Genomic DNA, 21,440 nt, shown 5'->3' with positions numbered 1-21,440 from the left:
GGCTTACGACGACTGCTCAGCATCATGTACTTCGTTTGATCGTGCTCCTAAAAACATCAAATGGTCCGCCCCGGGGAACTCGGGCGTCCACTCTGCATCATCCTCACCCAGATCGTAGCGATGATTCGTGGTGGAAAAAATCACCTGTGCTGATCGTTCGGATGCGAGAAGTTGAATTTTCCTAATGTATTCCGCAAGGTCATCGCGAGAAATGTCTTGTTGCCTAGGCGTATCCAATATAAAGAATCGCGGACCCGTACCGTCGGCTTGTGTCACGATGTCGAACGCAGCAGTTCGAATGGATAGGATGATTCGAGTCAGTGTGCTCCCCTTGAATTTCGCCACCTTTTGGCCGCCGAAGGTCACATTGAAGTCGCTATCCATTTGGACATCTAAACTAACGTTTGGCGTGCGCAGAACACTAAGCCAAAATCTGATTCGCTCACAAATGGCATGGCGGATTCTCAAAAGGTCAAGGTTGGTGGCGCTCGCATATCCTTCTAAATCCGCCAGACGAGCTTGAATTTTTGATCTCTCGTCAAGGCGCACAACATACTCGGTCTCCTCACGGACCAACTCACCCTCGATTTGTCGAGCGCGCCTTAGTTTTATGACCTTTTCGGTAAGTTTAGATACGACTTCAACCAAAGAGGAAACAGACGATTGAGTCGTAGATTCAGCTCGTGCTGCCCTAGCTGCTGAAATTTGCGAAACTAATGCCGATAGCTCTGCTGAGATTTCGTCAATTCTTCGCTGATGAGCAAAATTAGTTCTTTCAAGATCCTTAATCTGGTCCTTCAGATAGAGTAGGCTTTTCCCATATGTTACGGAACTTCTTACGAATAGACCGCAATTTTCATTTGCGCAAATTGCATCAAAAGAAGCAAAGATCCGCCGGGCTTCCTCATTCAAAGATAGAGTGTCAGCTTCTACCTCAATCTCATGCTTTATTTGTCCAAAACCGCGAACACGAGCTTCCAGGTCGGACCGCTCACGCCCTAATGTACGCTCCTGCTGCTGCAGCTGTGCAATACGGGTGTCAAGCTCAACATTGACTTGTTCCGAGACGCCCCCGCTTTCGCGTAGCGCCTCCAAGCCGTCAATGGAAGTCTGAAGCTCGTGATCTATGTCCTGAGCCGGACGACGAGCTCCGCCTAGGTCAGACGTCAGTTCTTCCATCAACTTTTCTGACCTGACCACTGCTCGATCTAGGTACTCAAGCTTGTCTTTTAGCTCGCTTTTCGCACGTCGCTTGTCGAAAGAGTTCTTTGGACCAAGTTTGCAGACGAGTCTCATGGACTCTGCATACTGGCTCTTGATGAACTTAGGCGCCGCGTAGTACTCATCCGCATAGCCATGATCTTGATCAAGGTAGAATAAGGGCAATATCTGGGCGCTATAGATATGAGTTGCCGCATCGCCGACAGTAGTTAAAACAGGATCCTCCAACCCCCACAGCGACAGCAGGAATCTGCTGTACTCGCGCTCATTAATGAACTCTGCTGTTGCCCCGCCACGCTCCTCGACCGTGACGTCAAAAGAACCTTTTAACTTCCTTTTTATAGCGAATTCTCGGCCGCCGACTAGCACTTCCAGGATCACATAATCACACCGTTCGATGATGTCATCACGATATTCAACTTTATATCCAAGTGCGAAAACAATAGATTGAACAATGGGTGTCTTGCCGCACCCATTTGGCCCAAATAACTGAGTGATGCGTTTGCCAAAGTTAAGCTTATTCGAAGACCAGGCGGTTGTGCCCAGTCCTAATATTTGGAGGCTAATCAGTTTCATGCCGGACTTAACCTTAGTTGTCGTTCGATTCGAATGTTGCGATAGCTTCTTTCGACTACTATAAGATTTGAAGCTAGATCACCACCCGCTGAAATTGCGTGATCAATTACAGTGCGGCCAATTGGTGTTGCAGAAATCTTCTTATTGGCCGCATCTACTTCCACTAGACGCGCATGCTCTAAGAATGCTAGAGCCTGTACTGTCCTAACCCTTAGTGATGCGGACCAACCAAGATGCTGGGCTGAGCCGCGAAATCCCGGAAAAGTCTGTTCATAGCAATCGCCGACGAGCTGTCCAATCTCGTCCACAGCAGGTTTGACGTGACCTTTCGCAATCATCAAAATAGTGATGGCGATAAGTGGAAGATGGAACATGGCTTCATTGCTGAGCCGCGGAGGTGGCGACTCATAGGCATAGTCGAACTCGATCTCGATCTCGCTGGCTCTGATCTGATTGAAGAAGTCAGCGAACTTCATCGGGATTCACTCCTGACAAGTTCAGCCAATATACCGCCAGTGAGCATCTCTTCTGTAAGAACTGCACCCAGCGCCCCGGTAGATAGGCTGCTTTTCAATTTGTTGACCTCTTCCTGCAACCCAGGAAATGACACCTCCCCGCGTGCCCAACGGCCATAGATTCCGTTTAAATCGTGCTGCAAAAAGGTTATTTCTCGCTCATAGGTATGCCGGTACGTGCGAAACCAATTATCCCATGCCACTTTCCAGCGTGATGCTGTCTCAATTAGCTCCGGCATGGCACCAGCTTTGCTAAGCTTCCGTTGAAGAATGGACGCATTTTTTAGTGCGCTTGCATCTCCATCGTTGAGGAAATGATAGTAGGCGCCTCGAGAAATGGGTAGGAGGTCGAGCAGATCGTCGACGCCGACTCCTACCGCGTCATCTAGATCAGCGGCAGTAAGCTCAGACAAGAGCTTACGGTTCGACTTCTTCTGAATTAGGGCCAATAGCTTTTCGACCAGCTCAATACCTTCCGTGTGAGAGAGGTCGATCTCACTATATTCCCATACTGCTTTAACAGCCTTGGCTTCGAAATCGGGATGGTGAGGATCGAGATAATCATGTCCAGCGGAAAGCGTGAGCTTTCCTATGCTGGCATGCACACTTCTCAGTGCAGGAGATATCGCGATTCCAAAAATGGCAACGTAGTTGTCGGCCAAATACCGTACCGTGCGCTCACTGACGTCTCCGGAGTAGATTGCTGTCGCGATCTCCTCTACATCGTCTGACAGGTACACATTGGTGAGGAACGTAACGGTTTTGCAGGCATCGCCAAAATTCACTGTGTGTTCCAACAGCTTGCCAACAAAGCTCCCCTTGATTCTTGCCAACTGTTCAGGAGTTGCTGGTTTGGCTGCGGAGCCACCGGGCGCATGAGTGCCTTTGATGATTGTAGGAAGCTTGAGTGGGAGGCCAAAGAGTTCAAGGCGACTCCATTGATGCTTCTTCGAGCCCTTCGTCTTAACCTGCACAAAATTATAGACCGACATGCCATCAAGAGATTCTCGGGTGACAAAGTCGTCTTGATAGTCGCAATAGACTCGGTTTAGAGCCTTTCCCTCCAGGATACCTAGGCAGGCCAGCGCAGCCCCTCGAAACTGACACTGAAACCGAGCGAGCACGTCCCGTCCTGTGAGCTCACGTGGCTTTACTTCATTCAGTTGCGGCCGAGCTGCGTTGCTATGGCTCGCGTCTTCCCCCTTAGTCATGCTGACTTCCCTTAGTCAAGTCAGGACAGAGACACCTGTCCGTTGGTGATATTGAGGCAAGCTGTATCCTCAAGTGCAGGCGATCGACAGGTGATGTGAGCTGCCGATCCTCGGGGGAGACATCCTGAACCGGCCAGCATTCCCCGGGAATCGAACGTCTGCTCTGCGTCGAAAATATTCACTTTTGCATTGCGGCTCTAGATCCCGGGTCGCTGATATAGACATAACACCCCCTCATGCCTCGGCTCATCAAGGTCTTGTAGGTATTTCGGATGATCCGATCCGCGCGGTCATGGACCTCGGGATCGTGCTTGGATTGCGACTTGTATCCGCGGATAGAGCGATCCTGCTTAGAGCGCTGACTTGGATCAGTGAACACCTTACCCTCGCGCCAAGCCAGATCCGGCCCGATGATCACACCCACGTAGTCCAGTTCCAGTCCCTGGCAGGTGTGGATGCATCCGACTTGCTCGACCGAGTTTTCGGCGACGGCCCACAAGCTGCCATCGCTTCCCAGGTTCCACTGCGCGCGATAGTCGTGTTCCGGGATCTCGATGTCCCAGGCATCCGGGTTGTTCTTGCTCTTCCAGTCCCAGCAATAGCCGGCCACCACGCGCGACTTGTTGTTGAGCTTGTTCTTCTCGCGGATCAGGTCGTGCAGTTCTACTGGCGAGTCGACGATGCGGAATTCGAAGGCGTCGCGGTCGAAATCGGTGTTGGCGGTCTCGCGAATGCCAAGGAAGTTGTCCAGCCACGCGATGTAGCCGTCCGAGCCGGCGCAGCGGAACTGCGAGGCCAGCTCCAGCTCGGTCACTTCGGCGCCGAGCTGTGCGGCCCAGCGCCGCAGCTCGCCGGTGTGGCCGATGTCGGAGAGGGTGACGATCTGGTCGTCGTCGACGAAGAAGATGGTGCAGTGCGCGCTGCGGATCAGCTCCATGACCTGGTTCTGGCCGAGGTTGCTATACAGGCCGCTTTTCTCGTTGAGGCGGTGAGCTTCATCCACTACCAGCGTGCCGAATACGTTCGGTTCGGTCTGGTGGAAGTTGCCCGAGCCGGAGAACAGGTTGCCGATCTCGATTTTGCGAATGTGGCCGGCCAGCTTCTGCGCGTAAACGGCACGCGGTGCCGCGTTCTTGGAGACGTACTTGGTGGTGGTGCCGCGCTTGGTCAGCTCGACCATCAGGTTCACCGCCACCACCGACTTCCCGGTGCCGGGACCGCCCTTGACGATAACCACCTGCTTGCGTTCGGCGCTGGCCTGCGACGCGCGCGCCAGGCAGGTTTCGTAGACCAGTTTCTGTTCGTCGATCAGCACGAATTCCTGATTGCCCTTGAGCATGCCGACCACGCTGTCGGCGAGCATCTTGGAAGGGCGGATACGGCCGTTCTCGATTTTGTAAAGCAATTCGCCGTTGTCGCCTTTGCGCACGTGCTGGCGGATGAATTCGCGCAGCTTTCGCTTCTCTTCTACCCCGCGCAGGAACAGCGGCGCCTTGTCGGTGTAGGCGGTGTAGCGCGGATCGTCGATGGTTCCGTCGCGGAAGTGGTTGTGCAGGTAGGCGCAAGGCTGTAGCTGGACGCCACCTTCGTGCACCGCCTCGTTGAAGCCCTGCAGCAGGGCCGCATACGACCAAGCTTGGTAGGACGGGTGCGGGCCTTCGGTCTCGGTCGGCCCGCCGCGTTGCGCCCTTACTATGCCGTCCTTGTCGGTGACGGTAGACGTGGACCATTGCTTGAGTTCGACGATGATCGCCCGCGGTTCTTCGGCCTCGCCAAGACCGCTCAGGATGAAGTCGATGCGCTTGGCGGTCTGCGGGATGCCGAACTCGATGCCGACGCCCATGTCTGCGGGCAGGCTGTCGTCGCTGAGGACATCGGCCATCTGGGTGAGCGAGTGGCGCCAGGCACGGAACTCGCTCTCGGGGGCATATCGGCCCGTCTTCTTGAGGAAGGCGGTGGAGATGATGTCCTCGATTGCCTGCTGTTCCGAGTCTTGCAGGAACGCGGCACGGGTCGACTGATAAACGATCACGCTCGGCGTTCCCCCCGAATGCCTTCCGTATCTCGACTGGACTTTGAACCGATGTGGGATGGCTGGCAAGTCTTTACATTTGCGTGTGCCATCGGTTCGCAGCACCGAGGGTGCTTTGGAGCAATTCGTATACAAAGTTGGCGCATGCCAATCATCGCTTGCAGCATGCAAGAACTAGCTAGTGAGATGACTTGACGCGTCGCGCCAGCGATAGCAGGATTGCCACACGGAGCCTAGGAACTCCTCGTACAGCGGGCTACCACCTCCGAAAACGGGTGGATCTTCATGCCGTTTGGCGAGAGATGCTATGACCGAGGCCGCCCGTCATCCCGATTCGGATCCTGGCTATTACCTGCCAGAAGAAGCGCAGTACCGCCTGCAGCAGCTGCGCGATCACATGCGGTTCCTAGCGCGACTAGCGCAGCCACGCACTTTGGACGAAGAACGCGAGGCCGCCCCGAAGGTGCGTGCGGGCGAGCTGGCGGTGTGCATGGAACTGCTGGCGGAGCAGTTGGACATGGTGCTGCGCGAGGTGTCGTGGCCGGCGCAGCGTCAGTATTAGAGTCCGGTCCAGGGGAATGGTGCCGGTACGAGGCTCCGTGAGTTCGTCTGCAACGTGATCGCGGCGTGCAGCGGCGCCGTTATGCTTGAAAGTTAGGGACGGGGCGTTTGATGCTAAGGAGCCGTGATGCAGCAAAGTGAGGGGGGCGTACCCATCGTCGGTCAGGCTGGCGAGGGGCGGACACGGAGTAGTGGTCAGGGTGCCCCGCTGTGGCGCATGTTGCGCCAGACCTTCGGGGTTGACCTGAAGTGGTGGGTGCCGTGTTGGGGCGGCGGCATGGTGCTGGCGCACTTCCTGCGTATCGGCTACGTGCCGTCGTTGTCGCTTGGGGATCTGGGCGTGGTGCTGAGTGCCGTGGCACTGTTCGGTGGGCTTGCGCTGCTCTGTTTCTTGGCGGTGCTTGTGTTGCCTGCGTGGATGATCGGATTGCTGGTCGATCAGCATGTACTGCCAGTGCCATTGCGACCTAAGCGTGAGACTGGGCCACGCAAAGGATTGAGGTCGTACTACCGGCGGGCACCGGTTGTGCCTCGCCCGCGGCAAGAGCGCATCTTCGGCAGCTTTTGGCTATTTTTGGGAGCGGCGCTGCTCAGCGCCGCTTACTACGCCAGCATGCTGCTCTTCGAGCATTTGGGATTCGGTCAGTTGGCGACCTATGGAATCATCGCAGGCCTGATCACTGGTGCCGCGGCCTTGATGCTGCTGAATATGGTTTGGGACTTCGATCGCGTACGCCGGTTTTGGCCGAGATTGCGCAAGCGGCGCAACATGTTCGTATTGATACTGCTCATGTATCTGGCGTTCTGGCCTTTTGCCGCGCTTGCAGTCAACTACGTGGCGCCACCCGCGCAGGGCAGGGATTGGTTCTATCTCGCGCTTTCTGCGCTGATGCTGATCTTCGCCCATTGGGCGGTGTACGTCACCCATCGTGTCGAATTTTCGAAGCGTCTTCGTGCTTTTGCGCCGGCGCTGTTGATCGTGGTTGTTTATAGCGGAGCGCTACTAGGAAGCGTGGATGTCACCGTACGCAAACTGGGTATCGGCATGCTGCCTGGCGTGCAGCTACAGTTGACGGAGCAGGGCTGCCAGATCGTCAAGGCGGCGTGGCCGGCGGCGCAGTGTGATCGGGCTCAGCCGGCGTCGAACGTGTACGTGTTGCGCTCGGTGGACGTGTTGACGCGTTTGGGTTCGGATTTCTATGTCGCGCCGCCTGGTGGACTCAGCGATGAGCACAAGCCGCGCTTCCTGATTCCCGCAAGCCAGGTGCTGAGCTGGAGCAGGGTGGAACCCCGGAAGAAGAAGGATGCCGCCGCAGCGGCGCAACCGGGCAAATGAGAAAGCCGCTTCGCCGCGGAGGTGTTCGTAGGAAAAGCCGCGGTGCGGGCCAGCTAGGTGGGAGAGCTCGCCGCCAGACGGAGCCGGTGGTGCGCTCTTGCTGAGCGTACGAGGGTAATTCCTTTCATAGCTTATGGATACTGATCGAACTTACGCAGCTTGGATTCACATGCTGTGGAGCGATCTGGACATACATGTTGTTGCGTATGTACTGCAGCGACAGTAGCCATCCGATCTCGCCATAGGTGGGTGGTTCGGTGCTGAAGCCCATCGACTTAAGTGCGCTGACGTAGTCGTCGAGCATGATGTCGCATGGTGGGCTATATTCATCGACCCAGTCGTGCATCCTGATCAATTCCAGTGTCACATTGGAATACTCATTGAACTTTTCGTCGAAATTGTAGGTTACTCCGTACTCCCAATTTTCGTCGCGCGACTTCAGAATAAAGAATCCGGATTTTTTATCTCCCTTGAATGGGGAGCCTATCGAACGTTCGATGAAGTCTATCGATAGGTTCTCGAAGCTGTTGGCGTCCCTGATCATCTCGATAAAACGATGCCCCAGATCGGATGGGGTCATCTCGGCGTTTTCGTCCATGTGCTTCGCTTGAAATTTATCGGTCGCAGGGCCGGTGCTTGCACAGGAGGCGGACGAAAGGATGAGCACCAAGGCCAGTAGAAGATTGGAATTACTTTTCACGCTGCGTACTCCTTTTTCTCGCGAATCGCGAAAATGATCTATGTCCCCGCCTGGTGTCCGAGCGCGCTTTAGCTGTTGCTGCGGATATGCTGCGATATGGCGTGTTTTGGTGCTTCCTGGCAGCTGGCGTCGCTGGCCGGTGTGTAGACACGCTGCCGGTCCTGCACCGATTGCTCGCGATAGCGCAGCGCCTCGATGCGCTCCCGCGGCAGCATGCAGTTGCCGATGCCCGGTTGCAACCTACGAGGGAAACCTGGCACCGGCACGCCCATCAGTTCGCCGAGGGTGCGAAAGGCGGAGTTGCTGTTGATGGTGGCGCCGAACAGCTTGAAGCCGTAGTTGGGGTAGTCCAGGTCCTGGGCGTTGAGTTCTGGCATGGCGCGTAGCGCCGCGTGCCAGCGCGCCAGGATTTCGTGCTTGTCGCCGCTGGCGGCGGTGCGCGCTGGCTGGCCGTCGCGCAGGTAGCTGGTGCGGTCGGGCTGGGCGCCGATGGCGTTGGCGTAGTCGGCGTCGTGCGGGTAGTGCCAGGCGCGCAGCGCGTGCCTGCGCGCGTCGGTGCCGATCGGGATCGGCGTGCCGGTGTGCCGGTCGGTGGCCAGGCCGTGCAGTTCGGCCAGGGCGTTGCCGCGCTCGTCGCGCAGCACCCAGTAGGCGTGGCCGGCGATGCCGGCAATGCAGAGCAAGCGTGCTTCGATCGAATGGTCGCGCATGGGGCTCTTCTTTCCGTCTGCTCGAGACTAGCGCGGTGGGGTGGCGATGCAACTGCCGAGCGCGGTCTTGAGGTCCTGCATCGCCTGCGCCACGCCCAGGTCGGCGAAGTAGGCGCCTGCACCCTTGAGGGCGATCCTGGCCTGGCTGGCGCCCTGCGCGCGCTCGATGCGCATGCGGAAGCCGCTGCGATTGGCGTCTTCGAAGTCGCCCGATTCCAGTACGCCGTTGGCGGCGTCCTTGCGCGTGACGTTGGGCCAGGAACTGCTGGTCTCGGACAATTGGGCGATGCTGGTCTCGGCGCAGTCGAACAGGCGCTGGGTCGGCAGATCGGCGGGGATGGCCAGGACGTCGGAAGCCATCGGCGGCGTGCGCGCGGCTGCGGGCACGCTGCACCCGCCAGCGACGATAAGCAGGCCGGTGATCTGGACGGCCGCGAGCCATGGCTTCATGTGCGTCTCGTGTTGGGTAGCCGGCGCGCGCTTCCATCGCGTGGCGGAACAGGGAGACCACTGTAGTTTGGCCGCCTGTGGCTGTCGATCCGGTGGTCGGGTCGCACCGTTACGCGCGGAGCGCAACGGCGGTCATTTGCCTGGAATGACGAACCGGTCGTCCTTGGTGCACAGCGACGGCTTGCCCGGAGGACATGGCCACTGGGCGGCGGGCACGGTTAGTCGGTAGACGAAGCGCTCACCGTCCCACGCGATGAAGCCGGCATGCACCTGGCTCCCATGATCGAAGGCGCCCGCGGCGGTCGCGGGCAGCGGTTGCTCGGGGTCCGTTTCGGCGACCCATCGCAGCACCGGCACCTGGGCCAGGCGCGAAGCATCTGCGAAGACGTCGCCGACGCCTTTGTCCTGATAGGCGTCGCGGGTTTGGCGCAGCGCGGCGATGGTGGCCGACGCGAATTCTCCGGTGATGTCTTCGGGCGTCTGCCCGTCCACCACGCGGTAGGCGCGCAAGCCCGTGTCGGCGACGGTGGCGCCCGGCGTGCTGCACTGTTGCTGCGCCTGGTCCGAGCGGTCGGCAGCGGTGGCCAGTTCGGAGCAAGGCACGCGCAGTTGCATCAGGTAGCCGGTCATGTTAGGTGCGGTGCCGCTGAATGTGCGGACCCAGTAGCGGAACGCAGGGCCGTTGTTGTCGGCCACCAGATAGTCGTGGCGCCCATCGGGCCGCGGCAGATCGATGACGTACGCGTCCTGCGCCAGGGTATGGCGGCGGATGTCGGCGGGCACCAGCACGTCGCGGGTGGGCAATGCGGCGATCGCCGTAGCCACGTCGGCAGGCAAGGGCTGCAGCCGCGCGGCGTCGACCTGCGGGCCGCTGGCCGAAGGCAGGCCGGGCAGGCGCACGGGTGGTCCGGACACGCTGTCGCTGGCGGAGGGCGGGGCGTGCGGTGGCGCTGCGGCGGGACTGCCGGCGGGGTCTGCCGGTGCCGGCGCTTGCGCCGTGGCGGGCGCCTGCGCAGTGCCGCTGGCGGCCGGTTGCGCGCAGCCGGACAGCAGCAGCGAAGCCAGCAGCACGATGGCATTGTCGCGTTGGCTCATGCGGCGTCTCCTGCGGCCATCGTCAGCGGCCACCGATCGAGGGCGCTTCGTGCTGTGGCGCGGGCGTCTGCGCCGCCTGCTCGCGTGCCTGTTGCTGCAACCGGTCCAGGCTTGCCTCCACCGGTGCCTGGGTCAAGGCTGCGGTAGCCACGGTCACTCTGGTCGACGCGGGGTCGTTCGCGTGTCCCTGGACCATGAACAGGTTCTCGCCCTGGGCGCGCGTGCCTGTGGCGTTGCTGAGAGTGATGTCGTCGACGCTGGTCAGCCGGTTGGCTTTGGCGTCGTACAGCAGCCGCAGGCTGTAGGCATCGGCGTTCTGCGCGTACTGGCCGCCGAGGTCGCGCAGCTTGCCGCTGATCTGGGTTTGCAAGGCATGGTCGGGATGGTTGGCATTGCGCGGGTCGGACGCGGCCGGCGCGGCGGCTTGCGCCGGCGCCTGCCCCGGCTGGTCGCGCTGGCGTTGCTGCTGGTCGCCCGGCGCCACCGAGGTGAGCACGTATTGCCAGCGGTCCTGGCCCGGGGTGCCACGCACGGTGCTGACGAAATCGTCGTACTGGCCGCCGCCGATGGTCTGGCAGCCGCCCGAATCGGTGTTGGCGCCGCTGCCGCGGTGGATCTTGAAGGTGTTGTTGAGATCCTGCACGCCGTTGACGTCGCGCGCGTCGAACCAGCCGTCGGCATTGCTATCGCGCTCGACCCGGCGCTGACCGGCGTTGACCGCGGCGGGGGTGGGGCGCAGTGCGAACTCGTCCGGATGATTCTTGCGGGGATGGTCGGTGGCCAGCATCTCGGTGGTGCCTTCCGCCAGTCGGCCGAGATCGGCAACCCGGTCGCCGTTGACATCGTTGCCTTCGGTCTTGACGCGCGTGACCACGTTCGCGAAGCCTTCGCTGCGCGGCGAGGTCTTGGCGTGCCCGTCGTACTGCGCGGTCGGTTCAGTGGAGACGGTGTTGTATTCGCGGGTGTGGCGGGTGCCGTCGGCATCGCGCCAGATCACCGCGATGCGATCGTCGTAGACGCCGCGGCCTCGATTCTCGGTGGTCCGGTTCTCGTTGCGCATGCCCAGGATTACCCGGTCGTGTCCTTCCAGCGCGGTGCGCGCCGCGTCGGTGCCGCGCGTGCCGACGATGCTGGCATAGACGTCGTGTTGTTGCGCCTGCGAGAGGTTGGCGGTTTCCTGCGCGGCGGGAAAGCGCGGCGCTGCAGTGGCGCCGCCGAGCCGCTCCAGCATGGGGGCGACCGCGGGCGCGTCCGCCGCCGCGACGCTACCGGGCTGGCGCAACGCGGCCAAACGTTCGCTGGCGCGCGTGGCGACCAGACGGTCCAGGCTTTCCTGCACAACCAGGCTTTGGTCCTGTCGCAGCGTGTCCAGCCTGGACGCGGCGTCGCGCGCGCGGTTCTGGTTGAGCAGGCCGACGACTTCGTCGGCGGAGGCACTGATATCGAGTTCGGGCATGACTCTCTCCTTGAGAAATGTGAAACCTGTTCAGCGGCGCGGCCTGTGCTGACCTCGCGCCGAGCATGCCACAGCATCATGGCGCGACTGCTGAATGGCGTTAGCGCCTGGCGCAGTTGTCTACGTGGCTGCAGCGGCGGAGTTCGCTCACCCTTGTGTTCCCCAGATGGCTCGGGCGTTGCGGCATGTTGCCGAGAGTGGCGCCGGTGTGCAGGTCGAAGTTGTGGTGGTGTTGAACGAAGCGCGCGGCCATATCGAACACGCTGCCTGCAGGCGCGGGTGCGGTCGTACGCCGTGGTGCCACGCATGCGAGCGGGACTGGGCACAGCGCAGCGGGGCGGCGGACGCAATGGGCCGGGCTAACCAGCACCAGTGGAAAATGCGTGGATGCGGCGGGGCCAACGATGCGGGCGAAGCGCTAGACGATGCGGCGTCACGCGGCATGACGCAATTGCGCCAATACAGTCACGAAACTGCGCGTTCCCTCACTCTGCGCCGCCGTTGGTCACCAACCGCAGGAACACCTCGTGCTGGTACCGGCTCATGCGCAGCTGCTGGCCGTTGTCCATGGTCACCACGTGGTGACCGTTGAACCAGGGATGGATGGCCTTGACCCGGCGCACGTTGATGATCGCCGAGCGGTGCACGCGGGCGAAGTGGCGCGGGTCCAGGCGCGCGCCGAGGGCGGCCATGGTCTCGCGCAGTTCGTGCACGGCGCCGGCCACATGGAGTTGCACGGTGTTGCGGTTGGCCTTGATCCAGACGATGTCGTCCACGGCGACGAACACCACGTGTTCGTCCACGCGCACGGCGATGCGTTGCAGGTAGGCGTCGCGCTGGCGCAATGCGTCCAGTGCCTGCAGGAGGTGGGCGGGGTTGTTGCCGGCGCCGCCCAGTCGCGCCTTGGCGCGTTGCAGGGTGGCGGCGAAGCGTTCGCGGCTGAAGGGCTTGACCAGGTAGTCCAGCGCGTTGGCTTCGAAGGCGCGCACGGCGTATTGCTCGTAGGCGGTGACGAACACGGTGGCGGGCATGCGCTCGGCGCCGATCTGCGCGACCACGTCCATGCCGGTCATTTCCGGCATCTGGATGTCGAGGAACACCAGGTCCGGCGAGTGTTCGCGGATCGCCGCCACCGCGGCGGCGCCGTCGCCGCATTCGCCGAGCAGGGCGATGTCGGCGTGCTCGCGCAACAGGCGCACGATGGCGTGGCGGGCGATCGGTTCGTCGTCGATGACCAGCGTGGCGATGCTCATGCGGGCACGTGCTCCGGCGCGCCTTCGGCGTCTTCCAGTTCGCGGAACGGCATGCGGATACGGCACGCCACGCCTTGCGGCCAGATCATATCCAGGCGGATCTCGGCGGCGTCGCCATACAGTTCCTGCATCCGCAGCCGCGTGTTGGAGAGGCCGATGCCGTGGCCTGCGTTGCCGCTGCCGTCGCCCAGCGTGCTGTTGCGATTGCGCACTTCGATGCGCAGCTTGCCGTCTTCGCGCCGGCTCTCGATCTCCACGCAGTCGGCGCCGGCATGGCGGCCGATGCCGTGCTGGATGGCGTTCTCGACGATCGGTTGCAGCAGCAGGCTCGGCACCGCGCAATCGAGCGTGGCCGGGTCGATGTACAGGCGCGTGGTCAGGCGGTCGCCGAAGCGCTTGCGTTGGATGCCCAGGTACAGGTCGAGCAGGGTGAGTTCGTGGCGCAGGGTGATTTCCTGGCCGTCGAATTCCTCCAGCAGCGCGCGCAGCAGTTCGCTCAGGCGCAGCAGCATGTCCTCGGCCGAGGCGACGTCGTCGTCGAGCAGGGTCACGATGGCGTGCAGGGTGTTGAACAGGAAGTGCGGTTGTAGTTGGGTCTTCAGCGCTTGCAGCCGCGATTGCGCCAGTTCCGTGGCCAGGCGGCCGGCTTCCAGTTCGCGGCGGTCGCTCTCGCTGCGGTAGTGCAGCGCCTGCTGGATCGCCAGCAGGCTCCAGTAGGTCAGCAGGCCGGTGGCGAAGTGCTTGCCGATGAATTGCCCGAGCTGGTCGAAGAACGCGCCCGGCGAGACGACTGCGCCGATGAACATCGCCAGCGTGGTGACGCCGATGCTGGCAAGCAGTTGCCGCCCCAGCGAACGCAGCTGCAGCGGCGTGGGGATCGGGTAGCGTTCGCCCAGGCGGAACACCAGTGGCGCCAGCGCGGCCCAGGTGTACCACTGGATCATCGACCAGCGCAGGTAGTCGCCGAGCTGCCAGGTGTGGTCGCTGACGGCATCGTAGAGATAGCCCTGCACGGCGAACGCCACGACGACGGCGGTCCACAGGGTCAGGTATCGGGTCAGGCCGATTTCCGTGGAACCCAGGCGGATCTTCATCGGGCGATGCTCGAACGGGATGCGCCGATCCTAAGCGCGGTGGTGCGCGCTGAGAAGCGCGGCGAGCAATGGCGACGATTGGGCACGCCGGTACGACGATTCGTCCCGGATCGCTGGGCGCGGGTTGGGGCGGGCGCGCCAGATGTGCGCACCGCTGCCGCTGCGCGATGCGCGCCGGGCGGTATCCCTTCCTGCCAGAGATGTCCGCCATGCCTCCATTGCCTACCGCCTGCCTTGCCATCGCGCTGCTCGCCGCCGCAGCCACCGCCCATGGGCAGGACGCCAGCCGCACGCACTACGTCATGCTGGTCAACCGCGCGCACGACAGCGTGACCGCGCTGGCGGTCGCTGACCCTGGCAGCACCACGTTCCGCGCCATTGCCGCCGACCCGCTGCGCGGCGGCGGCGACTCGGCCACCATCGGCATCGCCGGCGCGGGCTGTCGCTACGACCTGCGTTTCGAATTTGGCGACGGGCGCACGCTGGTGTACCGCAACCTGGACGTGTGCCGCAATGTGCTGGTACGGATCCGGGCGCTGCCGCGCAAGGAAGTGGACGCGTCGATGCGGTTTGCGGTGTCGATGGGGGGTTAGCCTTTTCGAGACTGCGGGGGACGTTGCGGGAGATGCTTTGGTGAGTGACGTGCTGGCGGGGGCGACACGTGTTGTTGGTGGTGTCTGTCGCGACTGAAGTCGCTCCTACAGGGGGGCGGTGCGCTAGGGCGCCGATGCGATGCCGCTGCTATTCGCCGCCCACCGCGAGGGCGGCATGGATCAGCGCCAGGTGGCTCAGGCCCTGCGGCATGTTGCCGAGCGCGGCGCCGCTGTGCGTGTCGACCAGTTCCGGCAGCAGGCCGACGTCGTTGCCGACGGTGTCGAGCAGGTGTTCGAACAGGCGCCTGGCTTCGTCGCGTTCGTCGAGCAGGCCGTAGGCTTCCACCATCCAGAAGCTGCAGGCGATGAACGCGCCCTCGCGTTGCTGCATGCCGCTGTAGCGGTGCAGCAGTGCGCGCGCGTCGCCGCTGCCGAGTTCGCGGCGGATCGCCTCGCGGGTGGCGATCATGCGTTCGCGGCGCACCTCGCCCAGGCCGAAGCGCGAGGCCAGCATCAGTCCGGCGTCCAGCGCGTCGCTGCCGGCGTACAGGGTGTAGGCCTGCTTGTCCTCGGACCAGCAGTGCGCGTCGATCCAGTCGAGGATGCGCGCCTGTTCGCGCTGCCAGCGCGGCAGCATGGCCTTGGACAGGTGGCCGGCTTCGGCCAGTTCGCTGGCGCGGCGCAGCGCCATCCAGCACTCGACCTTGGACATGGTGTAGTGCTGCGCGTCCTCCAGTTCCCAGAATCCGGCGTCCTTGCGCATCCACGCCTCGGCGCATGCGTTGCCGAGTTCGAACAGGTGCTGCGCGGTGTGCGGATCGAGGATGTGGCCGTGCTCGACGAAGCGCGCGGTCATCTCGAACACGTCGCCGTACAGGCACAGCTGCAACTGGTCGGTGGCGGTGTTGCCCACGCGCACCGGGCGCGTGTGGCGGTAGCCGGCGATATCGATCTGCCGCTCGTCCGGGACCAGTTCGCCGTGCAGCGTGTAGCACGGGCGGATCCACGGCCGGTGCCAGGCGATGGTGCCGAGCAGCCAGGCGAACGCGGCCTTGGCGTCGGGCAGGGCGCCCACGCGCAGGAACGCCTTGGTGGTGTAGGCGGCATCGCGCACCCAGGCGTAGCGGTAGTCCCAGTTGCCGTTGCCGCCGATGCCCTCGGGCAGCGAGGTGGTGGCCGCGGCGGCGATGGCGCCGGTGGGCGAATACCACAGGAACTTCAGCGCCAGCGCCGAGCGCAGCACGGTCTGCGGGTAGCCGCCGTCGTAGTGCAGGTTGCCGGTCCACTCGCGCCATTCCTGGTCGCTGCGCTCGATGCGCGCGTCGATGTCCTCCAATGGCGGCACCGGCAGCGCTTCGTCCTGCGTGGCGAGCACCGCGAGCACCTCGCGCTGGCCGGCGTGCAGGCGCAGCCGGCCCTGCACGCCACGGTCGTCGTAGGCGGAAACGGTGAGCGCCTGCGAATGGCGCAGCATCGCCATCACCGGGCCGATGTGGAACACGCGGCCGTTGGGGGTGTCGCTCATCCACGGCGTGGATGTTCCGGCGCGGGTGCCGGGCCGGAAGCAGATCTCGAACTCCACCTCGCCATCCAGTCCTTCCAGCCGCCGCGCCAGCTCCGACCACGGCAGGCGCCCGGCTTCGCCGCTGTTGAGTGACTCGGTCAGCCGTGCGCTGCCGCTGGCGGTGCGGAAAGTGGTTTCCAGCACGTTGCTGTCGTCGCGGTAGCGGCGCTGCACCTCGCTGGCGCCGACCGGGGTGATGGCGAAGCGGCCGCCGTCGCGCGCGTCGAGCAGGCGGTCGAACAGCGGCGGCGCGTCCATGGTCGGCACGCACCACCAGTCGATGCTGCCGTCGGCGGCGACCAGCGCCACCGAGCGGCCGTCGCCCAGCGCGGCATAGCTCTCGATCGGCGCTGTGCCCTCGGAATCGCGCTGCAGGCGTGGCGCGCGGGCAGGCACGGCCGGCGCGCTCAAGACAGCAACAGGCCGCCGGTGGCGCCGATGATCTCGCCGGTGATGTAGCTCGATTCCTGCGAGGCCAGCAGCACGTACAGCGGCGCCATCTCCACCGGCTGGCCGGCGCGCTTGAGCGGGGTTTCCGAACCGAACGCGGGAATCTTCTCCGGCGGCTGTCCACCGCTGGGCTGCAGCGGCGTCCACACCGGCCCCGGCGCCACCGCGTTGACGCGGATGCCCTTGTCGGCCAGTTGCTGCGCCAGCGCCTGGGTGAAGTTGGCGATGGCCGCCTTGGTCGGCGCGTAGTCGATCAGCATCGGCGAGGGCTGGTAGGCCTGGATGGAGGTGGTGTTGATGATGGTGGCGCCCGGCGGCAGATGCGGCACGGCGGCCTTGCACAGCCAGAACATGGCGAACACGTTGGTGCGGAAGGTGGCCTCGAACTGCTCGGTGCTCAGCTCGGCGATGTCTTTCACCGCGGTCTGCTTGCCGGCCACGTTGACCAGGATGTCCAACCCGCCCAGCGCCTCCACGCTCTTAGTCACCAGCTGCCGGCAGAACGCCTCGTCCTGCAGGTCGCCGGGCAGGCACACCGCCTTGCGGCCTTCGGCCTCGATCAGCGCGACCACCTCGGCAGCGTCCTGCGCTTCCTCGGGCAGGTAGTTGAGGACGATGTCGGCGCCTTCGCGCGCATAGGCGATGGCGGTGGCGCGGCCGATGCCGGAATCGGCGCCGGTGATCAGCGCCTTGCGCCCGGTCAGGCGGCCGAAGCCGCGGTAGCTCTGCTCGCCGTGGTCGGCGGCCGGCTGCAACGCGTGCACGCTGCCGGGCGGGGTCTGGGTCTGCTCGGGGAACTCGGGTTGCGGGAACTGGGTGAGCGGGTTCTGCATCGTGAACTGGTTCTTGCTGCCAGACATGCACGATCTCCTTGCGATGGGGGAAGGCGCGGCGCCATGCCGAGGTGGACGCACTCGGCGGGCCAACGCACGCAGTATGGAAATCGCGCGGATGCGGCAGGGTGAACGAAATGGGCAGGGCACGTGAAAGTGCGATACCGGCACGGCTTGCCTGCAGACATGCAGACGCAACCGCACGCGTCGCATTACGGATGCGGCGTGCGGTACGACCGAGCGATATGCGTGTGCGATGCCTGCTGCGCTCTAGCGGCTGCTGCGACGCCAGGCGATCACTGCGACCGTGGCCAGTGCGGCCAGTGCGGCCACCGCGCCGGCCGCGGCCACCTGCGTCGCCAGCTCGGTGCGCTGCGCGCGCCGGCGCAGGCCGCCGTCCACGCCGACAGGCGACAGTGGCGGCTGGAAGACGTTGCCCGGCAACATTAGCGCGTGCGGCGTGCGTGCCAGATAGCGGTCGAAGAAGCGGCCCATGCCGCGGATCGAACGCATTGGGCGCCAGCGCATGCACCACGCGCATCGCGCCGACCGCTGGGCCGATCACCACGCGCCAAGGGGATGCCGCCACTCAATTCATGGTGTCGATGGCCCGCTAGCGGCCATGCATGAGTGTGCTGCGGCGGCCGCTTTGGGAGGATTGCGTGGTGGCGGCTCTGGATGGCTAAAGGCTATTCGGCCTAGCCGGTGTCCTTTGCGCGACCAAACAGCATGGCACTCAGCATCAAGTTGCAAGCGGATGGACGCGCTCGGGTGCTTGCATGCTGCTGCAGCAAGGCAGCAGCACGCCGTCGCCGCAATCGGCTAGCGCCGCGCGCGTCGCCAGGCGATCAGCGCGGCGACCGCTGCCACGGCGGCAATCGTGCCGACCGCGGCCACCCTGGTCGCCAATTGCACACGCTCCGCGCGTCGGCGTAGATCGCTGTCGGCGCTGCCTGCGGAGAGAGGCGACTGGAACACCTCGCTGCGGTTGGTCCGTGCGCCGCGTGCGCCGAGCGCTGCGGCGGGTGCCTGGACGCCGTCGTTGCCGGAGGCATCGGCGCCGTAGGCGCTGTGGAGGGGCGTGGCGGCTGCTGTGGTCATGCTTTCCGTCGTCCTGCGCGCTGCGGTCATGCGTGCGTATCGCCTGTGCTGTTGGGTGGGACAGTGTGCATGCTCCCAAGCGCAACGTTAAGGCAGCGCGGGCGAAAAGTAAGAATTCCCCTCGCGGGCTGCGACATTTGGCCGCGTCGCAGCCGCTGATCCGTTCAGATGCTGGGATGGTGCCTCCTTTGCCGCGCCCCCATCTTGTGCCCATGGACCTGTTCGCCCAGCCCGACGACGCGCCGCATTGTCTGGTGCCCGATGCCGAGGGCGGTATCCGCTATTGGCCGCAGTTGCTCGATCCGGAGCTGGCGCAGGCCTGGTTCGCCGCTTTGCGCGATGGCGCGCAGTGGCAGCAGCTGCGCCGGCCGATGTACGACCGGGTGGTGGACGTGCCGCGGCTGGTGGCGGCGTATCGCCTGCAGGAGTTGCCCGAGGCGCTGCCGTTGCGTGCGCTGCATGCCGCGGTGCAGGCGCGGCTGCCGGCGCCATACACCGACGTGGGCCTGAACCTGTACCGGGACGGCCGCGACAGCGTGGCGATGCATCACGACAAGCTGCATACGCTGCTGGCGCCGCACCCGATCGCGCTGGTGTCGCTGGGCGCGCCGCGGCGCATGAATCTTCGCGCCACGGCCGGCGCGCGCAGGACCATCGGTGTGGAACTGGCGCCGGGCAGTCTGCTGGCGATGAGCCACGCCTCGCAGCTCACCCACGAGCACGGCATCCCGAAGACCGCCAGGCCGGTGGCGCCGCGGATGAGCGTGGTGTTCCGGGTGCGGCCGCGGTCGGGCTGAACCGTTCGCGCCGCGACAGCGTGTGGATTCCGCGATAATGCGGGTCCGCCCTAGTCAGGAAGACCGCATGACCGCTCTCACCGAACGCTATGCGCGTGCCGTGGACTACGCGCGCATCGCCCACGCCGGCCAATTCCGCAAGGGCGGCACGGTGCCGTATTTCAGCCATGTGCTGGGGGTGTCGACGCTGGTGTTGGAAGCCGGGGGCAATGAAGATCAGGCGATCGGGGCGTTGCTGCACGACGTGGTCGAGGACTGCGGCGCGGGCCACGAGGCGGTGATCCGCGCGCAGTTCGGCGATGCGGTGGCGACGATCGTGATGGGCTGCACCGACGCCAGCGCCGAGCGCAAGGCCGAACACGAGGACGTGCCGGCCAGGCGCCGCGATTGGCGCACTCGCAAGCAGGCGTATCTGGCGCATCTGCGCGAGGCGCCGGATGCGGTGTTGTTGGTCTCGGCCTGCGACAAGCTTTACAACGCGCGCAGCATCGTCGCGGATCTGGAAGATCCCGAGGTAGGTGTGGAGGTGTTCGAACGCTTCACTGCCGGCCGCGAGGGGACGTTGTGGTACTACGCCGCGCTGCATGCGGTGTTCGCCGAACGCGGCGTGGCGGTGCTGCGGCCGTTCGCGGCAGCGGTGGCGCGGATGCATGCGTTGGCGGGTGAGGAGTTTGTCGTGGACGATGCTGGTGCGCTTGCGGTGCCTTCGTTGGTGTAGTCGTTTAACGCAGATGCATGCTCGGCTATTCCCTTCTCCCATCGGGAGAAGGTGCCCCGCAAGGGGCGGATGAGGGTAGGGGCGAAGCCTCATACGCCTGGATCAGCGAGCCGCTTTCACGCCGTACCCTCACCCCAACCCCTCTCCCGGTGGGAGAGGGGCTAAAGCGCTGCAGCTGTTCCCTTCTCCCCTCGGGAGAAGGTGCCCCGAAGGGGCGGATGAGGGTACGGGCGAAGCCTCGTGCGCCTGGATCAGCGAGTCGCTTTTGCGCCGTACCCTCACCCCAACCCCTCTCCCGGTGGGAGAGGGGCTATGAACGCTCGGCTATTCCTTCTCCCGTCGGGACCATGGCCCCCTTTTCGGGGGAAGGTGCCCCGCAGGGGCGGATGAGGGTACGGGCGCAGCCTCGTGCGCTTGGATTCGCGAGTCGCTTTCGCGCTGTACCCTCACCCCAACCCCTCTCCCGAGGGGAGAGGGGCTTTAAGCGCTCTCGGTTTCCACCGTGTCGAACCGTCCCAGGTAGTCGAGCTTGCCCACTGCCACGCCTTGCTGGCGCAGGATCGCGTGCGCGGTGGAGACATGGAAGAAGAAGTTCGGCAGGGCGAAGGTCAGCAGGTAGTCGCTGCCGTTGAAGTCGGCCTTCAATTTGCCGGCGCTCAGCGACACTGCGTGGTCCTGGGCGCCGTCGAGGGCGGCGGCATCCACGCCGTGCAGGAAGCGCTGGGTGGCGGCGATGCGCTCGCGTAGCTGCGCCAGGGTGGTTTCGTCGTCCGCCATCTTCGGCGGCACGATGTCGCTGAGGCGGCCGATGGTGTTCTTCGCGGTGTCCGAGCTGCGCTGGATCTGCGCGGCGAAGCCGAACATGTCCGGCGCCAGGCGTGCGTCGACCAGCGTCTGCGGATCCAGGCCCTGGTCCTGCGCATGGCGCTCGGCCAGGTCCACGTAGTGCTGCAGCACGTCCAGGCCGCGCAGGAACACCGGGACGGTAAGGCGGTACATCGAGACGGACATGGGCGGTTCCTTGAGAAAGAGGTGGGCCGGGTAGGCATCAGCATTGGCGCAGCAACCACTGGATGGGGTGTTGCGGGTCGAACACAAGAGCATCGATGCCACGGGCGCGACGTTTGGCGCGGGCCATACCAGGGTGTACGTAATGGGTGCCGCACGGCGGCTG

The 21,440-nt window shown here is 63.7% G+C and carries 21 protein-coding genes; 5 read left to right on the top strand and 16 right to left on the bottom strand.

The features are described from left to right. Positions 1-3: 3 nt before the first annotated feature. The 4 genes from HEP75_RS15655 to HEP75_RS15640 form a co-directional block, all read right to left on the bottom strand. The gene (locus tag HEP75_RS15655; RefSeq protein ID WP_185824151.1) at positions 4-1,797 is read right to left on the bottom strand and encodes an AAA family ATPase; all 1,794 of its coding nucleotides are present in this window, start codon (positions 1,795-1,797) and stop codon (positions 4-6) included. Next, complete coding sequence (locus HEP75_RS15650) at positions 1,794-2,273, bottom strand: hypothetical protein (protein ID WP_185824150.1); 480 nt, start codon at positions 2,271-2,273, stop codon at positions 1,794-1,796. Before HEP75_RS15650 ends, HEP75_RS15655 begins: the two co-directional genes overlap by 4 nt. After that, positions 2,270-3,523 (bottom strand): dsDNA nuclease domain-containing protein, encoded by a 1,254-nt coding sequence (locus HEP75_RS15645; RefSeq protein WP_185824149.1) that lies wholly within the window; start codon positions 3,521-3,523, stop codon positions 2,270-2,272. Before HEP75_RS15645 ends, HEP75_RS15650 begins: the two co-directional genes overlap by 4 nt. 178 nt (positions 3,524-3,701) lie before the next feature. Beyond that, the gene (locus HEP75_RS15640; RefSeq protein ID WP_185824148.1) at positions 3,702-5,555 is read right to left on the bottom strand and encodes a DUF2075 domain-containing protein; all 1,854 of its coding nucleotides are present in this window, start codon (positions 5,553-5,555) and stop codon (positions 3,702-3,704) included. Between the two features lie 307 nt (positions 5,556-5,862). On the opposite strand from HEP75_RS15640, the gene HEP75_RS15635 reads away from it, so the two are divergent. Together HEP75_RS15635 and HEP75_RS15630 are read left to right on the top strand one after the other, a co-directional pair. Beyond that, positions 5,863-6,117 carry a hypothetical protein gene (locus tag HEP75_RS15635; protein WP_185824147.1) on the top strand — a complete coding sequence of 85 codons (255 nt, stop codon included), beginning with the start codon at positions 5,863-5,865 and terminating at the stop codon, positions 6,115-6,117. 216 nt (positions 6,118-6,333) lie between these two features. Continuing rightward, positions 6,334-7,452 (top strand): hypothetical protein, encoded by a 1,119-nt coding sequence (locus tag HEP75_RS15630; RefSeq protein WP_185824146.1) that lies wholly within the window; start codon positions 6,334-6,336, stop codon positions 7,450-7,452. Between the two features lie 124 nt (positions 7,453-7,576). Here the strand turns inward: HEP75_RS15630 and HEP75_RS15625 are convergent, their stop codons facing one another. From HEP75_RS15625 to HEP75_RS15595, 7 genes are all read right to left on the bottom strand, one after another. Beyond that, the gene (locus HEP75_RS15625) at positions 7,577-8,152 is read right to left on the bottom strand and encodes a hypothetical protein (RefSeq protein ID WP_185824145.1); all 576 of its coding nucleotides are present in this window, start codon (positions 8,150-8,152) and stop codon (positions 7,577-7,579) included. A 68-nt stretch (positions 8,153-8,220) separates the two neighbouring features. Further along, positions 8,221-8,862, bottom strand: coding sequence for a hypothetical protein (locus HEP75_RS15620; protein WP_185824144.1), 642 nt, complete (start codon positions 8,860-8,862; stop codon positions 8,221-8,223). Between the two features lie 27 nt (positions 8,863-8,889). Then, positions 8,890-9,222 (bottom strand): hypothetical protein, encoded by a 333-nt coding sequence (locus HEP75_RS15615; RefSeq protein WP_255423876.1) that lies wholly within the window; start codon positions 9,220-9,222, stop codon positions 8,890-8,892. A gap of 222 nt (positions 9,223-9,444) precedes the next feature. Beyond that, complete coding sequence (locus HEP75_RS15610; RefSeq protein ID WP_185824143.1) at positions 9,445-10,407, bottom strand: hypothetical protein; 963 nt, start codon at positions 10,405-10,407, stop codon at positions 9,445-9,447. A gap of 22 nt (positions 10,408-10,429) precedes the next feature. Beyond that, positions 10,430-11,863, bottom strand: coding sequence for an XVIPCD domain-containing protein (locus HEP75_RS15605; RefSeq protein ID WP_185824142.1), 1,434 nt, complete (start codon positions 11,861-11,863; stop codon positions 10,430-10,432). A 485-nt stretch (positions 11,864-12,348) separates the two neighbouring features. Continuing rightward, a complete protein-coding gene (locus tag HEP75_RS15600; protein WP_185824141.1) occupies positions 12,349-13,116 on the bottom strand; it encodes a LytTR family DNA-binding domain-containing protein in 768 nt (255 codons plus the stop codon). Continuing rightward, positions 13,113-14,210: a histidine kinase gene (locus HEP75_RS15595; protein ID WP_185824140.1), complete on the bottom strand. Its 1,098-nt coding sequence runs from the start codon at positions 14,208-14,210 to the stop codon at positions 13,113-13,115. The genes HEP75_RS15600 and HEP75_RS15595 overlap by 4 nt, the downstream gene beginning before the upstream one ends. Before the next feature lie 209 nt (positions 14,211-14,419). Between HEP75_RS15595 and HEP75_RS15590 the strand changes: the two genes are divergently transcribed. Then, positions 14,420-14,803, top strand: coding sequence for a hypothetical protein (locus tag HEP75_RS15590; protein WP_185824139.1), 384 nt, complete (start codon positions 14,420-14,422; stop codon positions 14,801-14,803). A gap of 148 nt (positions 14,804-14,951) precedes the next feature. On the opposite strand, the gene HEP75_RS15585 is transcribed toward HEP75_RS15590, so the two are convergent. The 4 genes from HEP75_RS15585 to HEP75_RS15570 all read right to left on the bottom strand — a co-directional run bounded on the left by HEP75_RS15585 (position 14,952) and on the right by HEP75_RS15570 (position 18,751). Further along, positions 14,952-16,763, bottom strand: coding sequence for a glycoside hydrolase family 15 protein (locus HEP75_RS15585; RefSeq protein ID WP_185826628.1), 1,812 nt, complete (start codon positions 16,761-16,763; stop codon positions 14,952-14,954). Between the two features lie 11 nt (positions 16,764-16,774). Continuing rightward, positions 16,775-17,677: an SDR family oxidoreductase gene (locus HEP75_RS15580; protein WP_185824138.1), complete on the bottom strand. Its 903-nt coding sequence runs from the start codon at positions 17,675-17,677 to the stop codon at positions 16,775-16,777. A 243-nt stretch (positions 17,678-17,920) separates the two neighbouring features. Next, complete coding sequence (locus HEP75_RS15575) at positions 17,921-18,163, bottom strand: hypothetical protein (protein ID WP_185820739.1); 243 nt, start codon at positions 18,161-18,163, stop codon at positions 17,921-17,923. A gap of 309 nt (positions 18,164-18,472) precedes the next feature. After that, positions 18,473-18,751, bottom strand: a complete 279-nt coding sequence (locus tag HEP75_RS15570; RefSeq protein ID WP_185820738.1) for a hypothetical protein — start codon at positions 18,749-18,751, stop codon at positions 18,473-18,475. Between the two features lie 212 nt (positions 18,752-18,963). On the opposite strand from HEP75_RS15570, the gene HEP75_RS15565 reads away from it, so the two are divergent. After that, complete coding sequence (locus HEP75_RS15565) at positions 18,964-19,548, top strand: alpha-ketoglutarate-dependent dioxygenase AlkB (protein ID WP_185824137.1); 585 nt, start codon at positions 18,964-18,966, stop codon at positions 19,546-19,548. Positions 19,549-19,615: 67 nt separating this feature from the next. After that, entirely contained in the window at positions 19,616-20,266 is a 651-nt protein-coding gene (locus HEP75_RS15560) for an HD domain-containing protein (RefSeq protein WP_185820736.1), read from the top strand. A 480-nt stretch (positions 20,267-20,746) separates the two neighbouring features. Here HEP75_RS15560 and HEP75_RS15555 read toward each other — a convergent pair whose 3' ends face one another. Then, positions 20,747-21,277 (bottom strand): DUF1993 domain-containing protein, encoded by a 531-nt coding sequence (locus HEP75_RS15555; protein WP_185824136.1) that lies wholly within the window; start codon positions 21,275-21,277, stop codon positions 20,747-20,749. Positions 21,278-21,440 lie beyond the last annotated feature (163 nt).

It is taken from the genome of Xanthomonas sp. SI (assembly GCF_014236855.1).
Taxonomy (GTDB): domain Bacteria; phylum Pseudomonadota; class Gammaproteobacteria; order Xanthomonadales; family Xanthomonadaceae; genus Xanthomonas_A.
Note: the sequence above shows the minus strand (reverse complement) of the source record. Positions and strands in the feature narration are given on the sequence as shown.

Excerpts from the sequence above, each read along its gene's own strand:
- HEP75_RS15655 (WP_185824151.1), bottom strand. The coding sequence starts at position 1,797 with ATGAAACTGATTAGCCTCCAAATATTAGGACTGGGCACAACCGCCTGG.
- HEP75_RS15650 (WP_185824150.1), bottom strand. The coding sequence starts at position 2,273 with ATGAAGTTCGCTGACTTCTTCAATCAGATCAGAGCCAGCGAGATCGAG.
- HEP75_RS15645 (WP_185824149.1), bottom strand. The coding sequence starts at position 3,523 with ATGACTAAGGGGGAAGACGCGAGCCATAGCAACGCAGCTCGGCCGCAA.
- HEP75_RS15635 (WP_185824147.1), top strand. The coding sequence starts at position 5,863 with ATGACCGAGGCCGCCCGTCATCCCGATTCGGATCCTGGCTATTACCTG.
- HEP75_RS15630 (WP_185824146.1), top strand. The coding sequence starts at position 6,334 with ATGTTGCGCCAGACCTTCGGGGTTGACCTGAAGTGGTGGGTGCCGTGT.
- HEP75_RS15620 (WP_185824144.1), bottom strand. The coding sequence starts at position 8,862 with ATGCGCGACCATTCGATCGAAGCACGCTTGCTCTGCATTGCCGGCATC.
- HEP75_RS15615 (WP_255423876.1), bottom strand. The coding sequence starts at position 9,222 with ATGGCTTCCGACGTCCTGGCCATCCCCGCCGATCTGCCGACCCAGCGC.
- HEP75_RS15610 (WP_185824143.1), bottom strand. The coding sequence starts at position 10,407 with ATGAGCCAACGCGACAATGCCATCGTGCTGCTGGCTTCGCTGCTGCTG.
- HEP75_RS15605 (WP_185824142.1), bottom strand. The coding sequence starts at position 11,863 with ATGCCCGAACTCGATATCAGTGCCTCCGCCGACGAAGTCGTCGGCCTG.
- HEP75_RS15600 (WP_185824141.1), bottom strand. The coding sequence starts at position 13,116 with ATGAGCATCGCCACGCTGGTCATCGACGACGAACCGATCGCCCGCCAC.
- HEP75_RS15595 (WP_185824140.1), bottom strand. The coding sequence starts at position 14,210 with ATGAAGATCCGCCTGGGTTCCACGGAAATCGGCCTGACCCGATACCTG.
- HEP75_RS15590 (WP_185824139.1), top strand. The coding sequence starts at position 14,420 with ATGCCTCCATTGCCTACCGCCTGCCTTGCCATCGCGCTGCTCGCCGCC.
- HEP75_RS15580 (WP_185824138.1), bottom strand. The coding sequence starts at position 17,677 with ATGTCTGGCAGCAAGAACCAGTTCACGATGCAGAACCCGCTCACCCAG.
- HEP75_RS15575 (WP_185820739.1), bottom strand. The coding sequence starts at position 18,163 with ATGCGTTCGATCCGCGGCATGGGCCGCTTCTTCGACCGCTATCTGGCA.
- HEP75_RS15570 (WP_185820738.1), bottom strand. The coding sequence starts at position 18,751 with ATGACCACAGCAGCCGCCACGCCCCTCCACAGCGCCTACGGCGCCGAT.
- HEP75_RS15565 (WP_185824137.1), top strand. The coding sequence starts at position 18,964 with ATGGACCTGTTCGCCCAGCCCGACGACGCGCCGCATTGTCTGGTGCCC.
- HEP75_RS15560 (WP_185820736.1), top strand. The coding sequence starts at position 19,616 with ATGACCGCTCTCACCGAACGCTATGCGCGTGCCGTGGACTACGCGCGC.
- HEP75_RS15555 (WP_185824136.1), bottom strand. The coding sequence starts at position 21,277 with ATGTCCGTCTCGATGTACCGCCTTACCGTCCCGGTGTTCCTGCGCGGC.